A 12,721-nucleotide genomic window follows, 5' to 3' on the forward strand; every position below is an offset into this window, starting at 1 on the left:
TAACATGACAAATATAACTTGTTGGTTAATATTCCTTCTAGTAATGTTGATTCTATTAAGCAAAACTAACAAATTCTTTTACTAAAAAAATTAACATAATTAGAGAGCAATGAATTAAGATTTAACTGGAGGAAGAGGATTAACATGAACACAGCAAAAATCGCATGGATTACCGATACTACAGCTTCTCTCAGCAAAGAATTTATAGAGCAATATAATATACACGTCGTTCCGCTCCATGTTGTCATTAACCAAGAATCCTATAAGGAAACAATAGACATCACACAAAAAGAGTTTTATGAGCGCATGAAGAAGGAAGATTCGAAATTCCAAACCTCGCAGCCGGCAATAGGTGATTTTGTGGAACTTTATACAAGGTTAAAGGAAGACTATGATTATGGAATAGCCATTCATGCTTCCAGTCTATTATCCGGTACGTTTCAAACCTCTGTAATGGCAGCGGAAATGGCTGATTTTAAATTGTTGGCAATCGATTCACTAACAGGTTCCTACCCACTTTCCTTTTTAATAAAAAAAGGGATTGAACTAATGGAAAAAGATCTCGATAGCAGCGAGGTTGTAGCTAAATTAAATGAATTACGAGAAAACACCCGCTTATTTTTAGTTCCCTCAAGCTTGGACCAACTGCGCAAAAGTGGCAGAGTCTCTGGCGGTCAAGCAATTTTAGCTTCTCTATTTAACATTAAGCCGATATTGTCGATTGAAGATGGAGGCGCAAAGATAAAGGATAAAGTTCGCACTGAAAAAAGAGCACTAGCCTGGCTACTCAACAATTTAAAAACAGACCTGGAAACAAAGATTGTTAAAAAAGTAGCGATCGTCCATGCAAACGACTCTGAGAAAGCTGCCGAGCTTGAAAAACTAGTCAACGAAACATTCCCTGATATTGAAACGGAATCAATGATGCTGATTACTGTTGCCGGCGTGCATACAGGGGTAGGAACGCTTGGATTGTCTTGGGTTTGTGAATAGATAAAAAGGACTGATGGGTTCAGTCCTTTTTTTAACGAGGTAATTTCAAAAATTTCGAAGCTAATCGTGCCCGCAGACTCGAAAAATTTGAGGATACGGTAGCGATAAGAGACCTTATACTGAAAAGTTTAATGCTAAAATAGTAATCTACAAAATCCCCTTTGATTTCGCTTCTTTTAACCAAGATGGGAGTTCGTTCAGCAACTGATTATACAATTCTTCATCCGTTGTTTTTTCGATATCTTTAATGTGGAAAAAGTTAGCATTATCTACAAAACGACCTTCCATCGTATCCAATTTTTCCAAGACTTCAAAGTTGGAATCACCGATACCAACAAATTGCCAAAAAATCGGTTTTGTTGATGATTCAACTACAGGTTTCTTAATTGTTCTTTTGCAGCCACCATCATTAATAAAAACAATAAAAGCAGGTTCCTTTGACGGGGATTCAACCGTGTATTTCTGAATTACGTCCTCCATTACAGGTGGTTCATCGTTTCTTCCGAATTTATGTATTAAATCGTTAGACAAAATGTAATCTTCAACATAGTTAGTAAAATCACTATCCTTAATAGATTTTAATCGAGAAAATTCGTTATCATATACCCAAACATCCAATGATCCATCATCATCAAATTGGCTAGCAACCGCAAGAATCCGCTCCACAACTTTTTGAACCGTTCCATTTTTGTATAAATTTCTCATTGAACCTGAAATATCCAACACTAATCCAACTCTAGCAACTACATTAGTTAGCTTTTTCTTTTCCAAGACAATACCGGCCGTTCTTTTCAATAAATTAATTGATGACATTTCTAACCCTCCCATAATGTAATGATGCGAGTCCACTATACGAAACTTATTCTTCATTTATTATACTTCATTTCAAAAATATGTTAGTGTTTTACACCAACTAAATGTATTATTTTGTATAATTGGTTTAATAGAAAACTTAGAATGGAATGGATTTGAAATGATGAAAAATAGGAAACGAGTGTTTTTGTTGATAGGAATTTTTGTTGCTTTAGGTTTGATATATATTGGTATTTTACAATTTAAAATCAGTCAATATAGTCATAAAGAAGCACCTAATAATGTAGACTATTTAATTGTTCTTGGAGCAAGGGTTAAAGGAACTGTACCTTCTTTGTCGTTTGCGAGCAGAATAAATGCAGCTGCTGAATATTTAAAGAACAACAAAGATACATTTGTCATTGCTTCAGGGGGAAAAGGTCCGGGTGAGGATATTTCCGAAGCAGAATCGATCAGGAGAGAGCTAATCAAGCAAGGAATCAACAAGAATCGGATCATCTTAGAAAATCAATCCACCGATACATATGAAAATATTAATTTTTCGAAAAAGCTTATTCCAAAAGGGGCTGCGTACGGTCTTGTCGTTACCAATACCTTTCATCTTTACCGAGCTGTCTCAATTGCCCGTGACTATGGTCTGGACGTACAGGGCCTCCCGGCAGAAACTCCATGGATTGCCGTGGTAAAATCCTATTCCCGCGAATATTTGGCGATTACTAAATTCTATTTAAAAAGATATATCTTCAACTGAGATATCTAATAGTAAAAGAGTACTGGGACCCAGTACTCTTTTGTTATTAACTTTGGGTTATTTTCGCATAGACACACGTATCTCTTAATTCTTTGCCATTTGCTGATATTTGATCATTTTTTAAAATGCCTTCTAGGGTAAAACCCAATCGTTCTGGAATGGCGCGGCTTTTGATATTATTGGTGTCGCAGCGAATTTCAACTCGTTTTGCATTAAGTTCGGTAAAGGCAAATTTCGTTATCGCCTTTGCTGCCTCCGTGATATACCCCTTTCCGCTAAATCGCGTATCTATCCAATAACCTATTTCAACCTTCGGGATATCCCAATTGATTCTATGCAAACCAGAAGACCCAATGAATTCTCCTGTTTCCCTATTAAAAATATGTAACCTCAAATCCTCGCGAGTTAAAAACTTAGCATTTGCCTCACGCATGTTTGCCTCTACATCTTCCTCAGTTTGCTCGCGATGGGCCCAAGGCATCCATTCTTTTAGTTCGTTTAAGGATGCCTGCATTGCTTGGTAAACAACGTTACCATCCCCGGGCATCGGCATGCGTATTAATAATCTATCTGTATAAAATTGATTAGGAAAGTCTAATAGTATTGGTTTCATAAACTCGCCCTCCTTCTGAATATAAGATATTCTCTACTGATTTTTTATTTCCTTATTTCTGAAAAAACTGTTGAAATCAGGATTCGCCAATAGAATTGAGGAATTCGCTGATAGAATAGAGAAATTCGCTGATAGAATGAGTGAAGTCGCCGATAGAATCAAGAAATTCGCTGATAGGAAAATCCGAGGATAGCTCGATAAATAAATTCGCCCATTAAACCGTGAAATCCTCTCATTAAACGGAAAAATCCGCACATTGAAATATAATTTATTCAAAAACGACCTTTTATTGAGTACTTTTTCAAAAAAAGACCCTTCCCCGTAAGGAAGAGCCTCTAAATGTTCTATTTTTAGTATGCTTTTGCCCAATAAACCATCTTATCTGCAGTTTTTCCACAGCATACGCATTTATCCGATACCTGTTCTTGCTCGAATGGCATACATCTAGATGTTGCCGTTGTATCTTCTTTAATTTTTTCTTCACAAGCTAAATCGCCGCACCACATAGCCTTAATAAAACCAGGTTTTGCTTCAAGAGATTGCTTTAATTCATCAAGTGTCACAGCCACGGTAGTTCTTTCTTCACGATGAGTTAATGCTTTATTATATAAATTTGTTTGAATTTCATCTAATAATTCAACAAGCTTTGTTTCTAATTGGTCCAGCGGCACAAATACTTTCTCTAAAGTATCGCGTCTCACTAGAACCACTTGCTTGTTTTCAATATCTTTAGGTCCAACCTCAAGACGGACTGGAATACCTTTCATTTCATACTCATTGAACTTCCAGCCTGGCTTTTTATCGCTGGCATCAATTTCAACACGGGCAACTTGACCAAGCGACTTTTTCAAATCGTAGGCAAAATCAAGCACGCCTTCTTTATGCTGCGCAATCGGCACAATCATCACTTGAGTTGGCGCAGCTTTTGGAGGGATTACTAGACCGCGGTCGTCGCCGTGGACCATGATTAAAGCACCGATAATCCTTGTTGTAAAGCCCCAAGATGTTTGATGCACATATTGCAGCTTTCCTTCTTTGTCTGTGTACTGAATGTTAAACGCCTCAGCAAACCCCGTACCAAAGTGGTGAGATGTGCCAGATTGTAACGCTTTTCCATCATGCATCAAGCTTTCAATCGTAAACGTAGCTTTCGCGCCGGCAAACTTTTCTTTTTCCGTTTTTTGCCCCTTTACAACTGGAATCGCAAGGATTTCTTCGCAAATAGCGGCATAAACATTGAGCATTTTAATGGTTTCTTCCATTGCGTCTTCGTCAGTAGCATGTGCAGTATGACCTTCTTGCCATAAAAACTCTAATGTCCGTAAGAACGGACGAGTAGTTTTTTCCCACCGAACGACGTTTGCCCATTGATTATATAGCTTTGGAAGATCTCTGTAAGAATGAATAATGTTGCTATAATGCTCACAGAAAAGAACCTCAGATGTCGGGCGGACAACTAAGCGTTCTGCGAGTTTTTCTGACCCGCCATGTGTAACCCATGCCACTTCTGGTGCAAAACCCTCCACATGGTCTTTTTCTTTTTGAAGCAAGCTTTCAGGAATAAATAAAGGCATATAAACATTTTCATGCCCGGTTTCTTTAATCCGGCGATCCAATTCATTTTTAATATTATCCCATAAAGCATAGCCATAGGGACGAATAATCATCGAACCACGCACGCTTGAATAATCAATCAAATCAGCTTTTGTGACGACATCTGTATACCACTGAGCGAAATCATCGTCCATCGCTGTAACATCTTTAACAAATTCTTTTGCCATGTTTGACACCTCATTAATTTTTTTATATAGAGACGGGCGCTTCCGCTTTTCAGCACAAAAAGGCCTTGATCCTAAAAAGGGACCAAGGCCTGGCGGTACCACCCTAAATTCATAAAGCAAAAAGCTTTATACACTTTCCATGATAACGGACATTATCCGCATGTATCTTCAAATGAATCCGATACAGAACTCAGAGGCAGGTTCAAATGACTGTCTTAAGAAACCTCGCACCATTGGTTCCCTCTCTTTGTAAGACCTTTTCACTTTACTAATCCCCGTCACAGTTTCAATAGTATTTTTGAAAATTATATATTTCATCCGAACAAAAGTCAATTTTTTTTGGAATATTTTGCTGAAGTGGGCATATTTACACTGAATTTACTTTAATCAATTGATTTTATCGGTTAAAATGCTAGTAATTAGAAAAATGGTGGGGTGGCTTACTTGGAAAAAGAAAAGGATGATCTCCAACAAGAAGAAGAAGAAAAAGAATTTCTCCTTGAGTACATAAAAATGCAAAATGAAGCTATGAAAAGAATTTATAAAAATACCCTTGATAAAAAAGAAGAAGAATAGAACGATCTCCTTATATGATTCTTGCTCGTATACCTCAACAAAGTTCATTAAACGTTCAAATAAATCACTGAAAATACAAATTTGAAGAAGTAATTTACATTTATAATACTCTTATGTTGTTAAAACACTTACACATCAGAGGAGACAAAAAATGAATATATTTGCGATTATTTCGGCAATTATTGTGGCGATGGGCACTGGATATTCCATTTATTCTGTTTACCGGCATAAAAATAAGCTTGCCAACACATCTGGAGTTATGATTAGTATGGTCATCGCTGTAATCACCGGGTTACTGACCGGGAGTATCATTGGTATTCTTTCCGGTGAGATTTTTCTAGTGGTAGGAGTCAGTATGATCATCGGTTTCGTCGTCGGCTTCTTAGCTGGACACCCTGTCGGAATATTAGCGATCCTGATGGGATCTATTTCGGGTTTAATGGGCGGAATTATTGGTTCCATTCTTGGTGCATTCATTCAATTTATTAACCCTACTATTTTGCTAGGAATCTTACTAGGTTTTTATATTTTAATTATCGGATTCGTGATCATGTATATTTTCGTGGAATCGAATAATAAATTATCGCTTGATACACAAGAGCTCTCACCATTTGCCATCATCGCAGGAGGCGTCGTTCTAGTATCATTATTTTTATTTATGTATAGCAGTGATATGGTTGAAATTCCCGGTCAAAGTAAAGCGACTCAAACAGAAACTCAACAAGCAGCTACTACACCAGAGGTTCCCAAAACAGAAGTGGATGTAACAAAGGAAAGCAAGCCGCTAATAAAGATGAAAGTAACCACACAAGGGTACACACCTAATGTTATCCGAGTTAAAAAAGGCGTACCTGTAGAACTAGAAATTAATAATCCGCTTGATAGTAGTAATTGTATCTCCACCTTTATGATTCCTGATTTTAATATTAACAATGTCAACTTAAAAACAGGAACAACTAAACTAACCTTTACTCCTGATAAATCAGGCGAATACACCTTTAGCTGTGGAATGCAAATGTTTAAAGGGACGATTATTGTTCAATAAATAACTAAGGCACACGAAAAATTTTCGTGTGCCTTTTCTTTTTATAAGCTAAGAAAAGCAAAAAACCCAAAATAATTATTTTGGGTTTTTGGAAAAATAATTTCAATGGATGTTCCTTTACCAAGGGTGCTTTGTACCTTTGTTTTTCCATGATGTTTCTCAATTATCCACTTAGCTATCGACAAGCCCAGCCCTGTTCCCTCGGCAGCCGTCCTTGCTTTATCACTCTGGTAGAAACGATCAAAGATCTTTGGAATATCATTTTCAGGAATCCCGATTCCGGTATCCTTAATTTTTAGAATGATGAAGGAGTGGTTCTGTGAACATGAAAGCAGTATTGAATGAATTGAACTGTTACCTTACCTAACTCTGGATGATCCACTTTAAGAGCAATATATCTAAACGAAAAATCATCTACATCCACATCGGTTAAGGTATTTAATGTTTTCGGGCGGATCAACTTCTCATTATCTTGGAAAATTTCCGAATCACGGTTTTGTTCCAACATCAGCTGATTATTTTCGTCCCAAATGAGGGTCATGTCCGCGGGTCTCTCCCTTTAAACTTTGGAATGGGGCCCCCACTATTCTCACGGATTTCACCGGGTCCCTCCGTCTGATGTTGAAAATGATCAATAGATCCAAGCAATGATTGGTTAACATCCTTATATAATTTATTATCTGTTTAAAAATAAATGACCGTACCGAGGATGCCAAATATTCTAATCTACACCCATTATTATGTTTATTTCTTAACTTTTCCTTAAAAGTTCATAATTGACATCAATTTTTATTTTATATATAGTTAAGCAAGTGAATAGTTAAAGAGTTTAACTAATTTATTAAAAATTAAAGAGGTGAACAATAATGGATAAAAAGATCATTCAGGAGCTAATTGACCGTTATGTGGCCGTTTCTTTTCAGGTACAAAAAAAAGCGGAATATTTAATCAAGGGGCAAATCGGCGACGATTTAACCAATGATCAGCACTACATATTAAGATATATTCATCAATCAAATGATTGCACTTCCACGGAATTGGCAGACGCTTTCGAGGTAAATAAAAGTGCGATCACGGCAATCATTAATCGGATGGCAGACCGAGGCTTAATTCAAAGGACACGAGATGTAAATGACCGGAGGGTAGTTTACTTAACGTTAACAAAGGAAGGTAATACCCTTTACGAAAATTGCCAAGAAAAAGTTCAGCTTCTCGTTGAATCAATTATTACGCAATTTGACGAAACCGAAATTACCACATTTATAAATACTTATGAGAAATTGGCTCAACTCTTAATCAACAAGAAACAGGAAGAACGGGAGGAATAAACAAGTGAGGGCAATTTTAAAGGGTAAATGGTTCATCTTAGCTGCATGGATTGTTGTTATTGCAGTACTTTTCATGGTGGCCCCAAATATGGAGGCACTTGTACGGGATAAGGGACAAATTACAGTACCAGAAGGATATTCCTCAACCATCGCTGAAAAAATTCTCAAGGATGTCCAATCAAGTGAAAACAGCGGCAGTAGTCTTCAAACCGCCTTGGTTTTTCATAGTGATAAAAAGTTAACAAAAACTGATTTTGCAAATGCAGAAAAAGCTGTGAATGTGCTTGATAAAAACAAGGGTCAACTTGGAATTTCCGAAATTTTAACTCATTTTAATGAAGCAAAGCTAAAAGATCAGCTTGTTTCAAAGGATGGTAAAACCATTCTTGTTTCTCTTAAAGTGAATGTGAAGGACCGTGAAGCAAAGGAAATTTCGGATGATTTATATCAAGCGATTGATGACATCAAGCTTGACCATTACTACACAGGAAACTGGGTCATCAGTGATGATCTTGTCACCAATTCTCAGGAAGGTTTGAAGAAAACAGAGGGTATTACTGTTGGATTTATCCTGATTGTACTCCTTCTTGTTTTTAGGTCGGCTATTGCGCCAATCATTCCGTTAGTGACAGTTGGTTTCAGTTATCTTACGGCCCAATCAATCGTTTCTTTATTAGTGGATAAGGTTAACTTCCCTCTTTCCACATTTACGCAAATTTTCTTAGTTGCCGTCCTGTTTGGGATTGGAACCGACTATTGCATTTTGCTGCTTAGTCGTTTTAAAGAGGAAATGGCCAAAAATGATAGTGTCACAGAATCAATTCTGGCAACCTATCGAACTGCTGGAAAAACAGTTTTTTTTAGTGGCGTTGCCGTTATGATCGGTTTTGCCTCGATTGGCTTTTCCACCTTTAAGCTTTATCAATCAGCAGCTGCAGTGGCTGTCGGTGTGGCAATCCTCCTGATTGCACTTGTAACCATTGTCCCCTTCTTTATGGCTGTGCTTGGCAAAAAATTGTTCTGGCCATCCAAGGGTAACCTTGAACATAGTGAAAGTAAATTTTGGGGGGTTGCCGGAAAATTTGCGCTCGCACGTCCATTAATTGCTTTTATTATTGTCGGCATTATTTCTGTACCTTTCTTGTTTTCCTATAAGGATCAATTATCATTTAATTCACTTGAGGAAATCAGTGATGATTTTTCCTCCATAAAAGGGTTTAATATCATTGCTGATTCCTTTGGCCCTGGTGAGGTAATGCCCACCCAAATTGTTATTAAAAATGATGATAAAATGAATACTTCAGAGTATATTTCCATTACGGAAAAAATTAGTCAGGAGCTGGCTAAAGTAAATGATGTAGATACCGTTCGTTCTGTAACCCGTCCTACCGGTGAACCCATTGATGACTTATATCTGTCCAAACAGGTGGCAAGTCTAGGGGATGGACTTGGTAAGGGGAATGATGGGATTAAAAAAATCAGTGACGGACTCGAAGAAGCTGGCACCCAAATGGCCGCTAATCAGCCGAAAATGAAGGAAGCCACTTCTGGTATAAACGAATTAATAAATGGAACAAGTAAACTAAAAAATGGGATGGGCGACATTCAAGGCGGATTAACGGCAATTGAAAAAGGACTAAAATCTGGTTCCGCTGGTTCTCAGCAGATTAAAGATGGGATGACTTTGGTTAAGACAAAATCTGCTGAAGTTTTAGCTGGTAGTAAACAATTGCTCGCTGGTTATCAAAAGGCAAGTACAGGATTAGCTACCCTTCAGGGGAATTATGAAAAAGTAGCTACAGGATTAGATTCATTGAACAAATCCCTAACGGCAACCAATCAATATTTTGCTAATCTTGAAAAACAATATAGTGATATTGGGAAAAACCAAAATTATCAAGCTATCAAAATGACGGTACAAGGGTCCCAAACTGCAACAAAGGAATTAGCAGGCGGATTACAGAAATTAAATGCAGGACTAACAGACGCGCAGGAAGGGATTCAGTTTGCCAACAGTAAATTTTCTGAAATAACTGATGGTCAGAAAGCCCTGATTAGCGGGATGGAGGGACTGATCAAAGGAATTTCCGACCTTGAAACAGGACTAGATAAAATGGCCGCTGGACAAGGAAAAGTCATCGACGGACTCCCACAATTTACTGGTGGACTTTCTGGAATAAATGACGGGCAAAAGCAGCTCCTTTCTGGCTTCCAAGACATCGGTGGGCAAATCACGCAGCTTTCTGATGGCTTAACCAAAAGTGCGGATGGATTAAATAAAGTTTCAGATGGCCTTAATTCTGCCCAAGATTATCTTTCAGAGGTATCAAAGCAGAAGCAAACTGGGTTTTTCATTCCGCAGGAGGTTCTTGATGGTAAAGATTTCGAGCAATCACTGAATGCATATATGTCAAATGACAGAAAAGTAATGACCATTGATGTGATTTTTAATAAAAATCCATACTCGAATCAAGCGATCAATCGGATCCCTGAGATTAAGCATGCCGTCAAACGTGTGATTAAGGATAGCAAACTCGAAAATGCTAAAGTTGCTGTTGGCGGGGTTTCGAGTATGCATAAAGACCTTGATTCAATTTCAAAAGCGGATTATTCTAGAACCGTTCTATTGATGCTAATCGGAATTAGTCTAATCTTAATCATTCTTCTCCGATCACTGATTATGCCGCTTTATTTGATTGGGTCATTAGTTTTAACTTATTTTACTGCGATGGCCATATCAGAAAAGATTTTCGTTAATCTATTAGGCTATACAGGAATAAGTTGGGCGGTTCCCTTCTTCGCCTTTGTTATTTTAGTCGCTTTGGGAATAGACTATAGTATTTTCTTAATGGATCGGTTTAACGAATACCGAAATATGCCGGTTCAAGAAGCAATTCTACTTTCGATGAAAAAGATGGGTACAGTAATTATTTCTGCAGCGGTTATCTTGGGCGGTACATTTGCAGCTATGATGCCATCAGGTGTATTATCCTTGGTTGAAATTGCTACAATTCTATTAATCGGCTTAGCCTTGTACTCACTAGTTGTGCTCCCATTGTTTGTTCCAGTTATGGTAAAAACATTCGGTGAAGCCAATTGGTGGCCATTTCTAAAAGCTAAAGATCATGACAATCCTCTCGACTAATTAGTTGCGCTGGCCCATGGGTCAGCGTGCTTTTTTTACCTTTTTTGAAACTTTTCCACTTTATTCTCGTACATATAGAGTGTTAAGAATAATGAAGAAATATATCTTTCATGAAATTTTTCCCTTTTTCAAAAATACATTTATAATGTACATATGAACAAGAATCGATGAGGAGTGAAAAAAAGTGGGTGTTACACTTAGCAAAGGCCAAAAGGTTGATTTGACCAAATCTCACCCCGGTCTGCAAAATGTCGTTGTCGGGTTAGGTTGGAATATTAGTCAGCAAGGATCCAATTTTGATTTAGATGCTTCAGCATTTTTATTAGGTCAAACCGGTACGGTGAACAGTGATCAGGATTTTGTATTTTATAACAATCCGTCAGGTGGAAATGGCTCGATTATCTATAGCGGAGACAATCGTACCGGTGCAGGAGCTCATGATGATGAGCAGATCCGGATTGATTTAAACAAGGTTCCCTCCCACATTCACCGGGTTGCCTTCACGATAACTATCCATGATGCTCAAATGAAAGGGCAAAATTTCGGACAAATTACAGATTCCTATGTGCGTATTTTTAATGAGCAAACAAATGAAGAATTGTTGAGATTTAACCTTGGACGGGATTTCACCGTAGAAACTGCAATTGTAGCAGCAGAGCTCTACCGTCACAACGGAGAATGGAAGTTTAATGCAATCGCCAGTGGCTTTCAAGGGGGGTTAGCTGCATTATGTCGGAACTTTGGTATTTCGGTTGACGACCCACCTGCGAGCGTCACGTCGCCACCATTCCAGCCAATGAATGGTCAACAAAGCCCGAATTCGTATCAGCAAAATCAAGCAAATCCTAATCCGTTTCAGCAAAGTAATCCATACCAACAAAACCAAACAAGCCCTGGTTCTTACCAACAGCCTATACATCTTCAACCTGAATCATCCCATCAGCAACCCGCCTACGGATATCCGACCCAGTCTTATCCAGCGCCCACAAATTCACACCAATCGTATGGTGGAGATGATATCATATGCCCACGCTGTCATTCAGCCAATGTCAGGACAGGCAAAAAGGGATTCGGATTAGGAAAAGCAGCAATTGGCGGGTTAATCCTTGGTCCTGTCGGCTTACTGGGCGGTTTTATTGGAAAAAACCAATTGAAGTTTTCTTGTAATAGCTGCGGCAATAACTGGTCCCCTTCACAAACAGATTACGCAGAGTGGGCTAATAATCAAAAGAGAAAAGCCCAAGATCTATTTAATCGTTATAAAAGTCAGGATGTACTTGATGCGGTTGTCGCAGCCTGTGCTTTAGTTGCGATGGCCGACGGATACTTGGATGCTTCTGAGCGTCAGAAAATGATTGAATTCGTCAATTCAAGTGAGGAATTACGTGTTTTTGACACCAATAAAGTCATCCAAAAGTTTAACTTTTTCATTGCTAAGCTGGAAAACGATCGAATGCTAGGGCGTGCCGAAGCATTTCGTGCACTTGGAAAAATAAGAACGAAACCGGAAATTGCTCGTCTTGTCGCCCGATATTGCATCGCAATTGGCTATGCAGATGGAAATTTTGACAACAATGAAAAACAAATGGTAAGTGATATTTGTCGCGAACTTGGACTAAACCCTGCAGAGTTTTTAAATTAAGAAAAGCAAAAGCCTCCATTCCATCACGGAATAG

At 38.2% G+C, this 12,721-nt stretch carries 11 protein-coding genes, 1 pseudogene and 1 other annotated feature; of the genes and pseudogenes, 7 read left to right on the forward strand and 5 right to left on the reverse strand.

The genetic code is table 11. The features are described from left to right. The first annotated feature begins 144 nt into the window (after positions 1-144). A complete protein-coding gene (locus BDR01S_RS00370; RefSeq protein WP_066253477.1) occupies positions 145-993 on the forward strand; it encodes a DegV family protein in 849 nt (282 codons plus the stop codon). A 147-nt stretch (positions 994-1,140) separates the two neighbouring features. Here BDR01S_RS00370 and BDR01S_RS00375 read toward each other — a convergent pair whose 3' ends face one another. Continuing rightward, complete coding sequence (locus tag BDR01S_RS00375; RefSeq protein WP_066253474.1) at positions 1,141-1,806, reverse strand: vWA domain-containing protein; 666 nt, start codon at positions 1,804-1,806, stop codon at positions 1,141-1,143. A 163-nt stretch (positions 1,807-1,969) separates the two neighbouring features. Here BDR01S_RS00375 and BDR01S_RS00380 point away from each other — a divergent pair, with 163 nt between their 5' ends. Further along, entirely contained in the window at positions 1,970-2,557 is a 588-nt protein-coding gene (locus BDR01S_RS00380; RefSeq protein ID WP_235846461.1) for a YdcF family protein, read from the forward strand. Positions 2,558-2,603: 46 nt separating this feature from the next. On the opposite strand, the gene BDR01S_RS00385 is transcribed toward BDR01S_RS00380, so the two are convergent. Further along, positions 2,604-3,170: a GNAT family N-acetyltransferase gene (locus BDR01S_RS00385; protein WP_066253470.1), complete on the reverse strand. Its 567-nt coding sequence runs from the start codon at positions 3,168-3,170 to the stop codon at positions 2,604-2,606. 350 nt (positions 3,171-3,520) lie between these two features. Further along, the gene (gene proS / locus BDR01S_RS00390) at positions 3,521-4,951 is read right to left on the reverse strand and encodes a proline--tRNA ligase (RefSeq protein ID WP_066253467.1); all 1,431 of its coding nucleotides are present in this window, start codon (positions 4,949-4,951) and stop codon (positions 3,521-3,523) included. Between the two features lie 74 nt (positions 4,952-5,025). Further along, positions 5,026-5,242 (reverse strand) — a binding site (T-box leader). A 153-nt stretch (positions 5,243-5,395) separates the two neighbouring features. On the opposite strand from proS, the gene BDR01S_RS26435 reads away from it, so the two are divergent. Beyond that, positions 5,396-5,527 (forward strand): hypothetical protein, encoded by a 132-nt coding sequence (locus BDR01S_RS26435; RefSeq protein ID WP_268874639.1) that lies wholly within the window; start codon positions 5,396-5,398, stop codon positions 5,525-5,527. Positions 5,528-5,678: 151 nt separating this feature from the next. Next, complete coding sequence (locus BDR01S_RS00395; protein ID WP_066253464.1) at positions 5,679-6,572, forward strand: cupredoxin domain-containing protein; 894 nt, start codon at positions 5,679-5,681, stop codon at positions 6,570-6,572. Positions 6,573-6,613: 41 nt separating this feature from the next. Here BDR01S_RS00395 and BDR01S_RS24630 read toward each other — a convergent pair. Together BDR01S_RS24630 and BDR01S_RS00400 are read right to left on the reverse strand one after the other, a co-directional pair. Beyond that, positions 6,614-6,862 (reverse strand): annotated as a pseudogene (locus BDR01S_RS24630) (sensor histidine kinase); the annotation flags it as partial. A gap of 5 nt (positions 6,863-6,867) precedes the next feature. After that, positions 6,868-7,113 carry a hypothetical protein gene (locus BDR01S_RS00400; protein WP_066253461.1) on the reverse strand — a complete coding sequence of 82 codons (246 nt, stop codon included), beginning with the start codon at positions 7,111-7,113 and terminating at the stop codon, positions 6,868-6,870. A gap of 325 nt (positions 7,114-7,438) precedes the next feature. Between BDR01S_RS00400 and BDR01S_RS00405 the strand changes: the two genes are divergently transcribed. The 3 genes from BDR01S_RS00405 to BDR01S_RS00415 all read left to right on the forward strand — a co-directional run bounded on the left by BDR01S_RS00405 (position 7,439) and on the right by BDR01S_RS00415 (position 12,687). After that, the gene (locus BDR01S_RS00405) at positions 7,439-7,900 is read left to right on the forward strand and encodes a MarR family winged helix-turn-helix transcriptional regulator (RefSeq protein ID WP_066253459.1); all 462 of its coding nucleotides are present in this window, start codon (positions 7,439-7,441) and stop codon (positions 7,898-7,900) included. Between the two features lie 4 nt (positions 7,901-7,904). Next, the gene (locus tag BDR01S_RS00410) at positions 7,905-11,045 is read left to right on the forward strand and encodes an MMPL family transporter (RefSeq protein WP_066253456.1); all 3,141 of its coding nucleotides are present in this window, start codon (positions 7,905-7,907) and stop codon (positions 11,043-11,045) included. Positions 11,046-11,229: 184 nt separating this feature from the next. Continuing rightward, a complete protein-coding gene (locus tag BDR01S_RS00415; protein ID WP_066253453.1) occupies positions 11,230-12,687 on the forward strand; it encodes a TerD family protein in 1,458 nt (485 codons plus the stop codon). The last annotated feature ends 34 nt before the right edge of the window (positions 12,688-12,721 follow it).

It is taken from the genome of Neobacillus drentensis NBRC 102427 (genome assembly GCF_001591445.1).
Lineage (GTDB): Bacteria > Bacillota > Bacilli > Bacillales > Cytobacillaceae > Neobacillus > Neobacillus drentensis.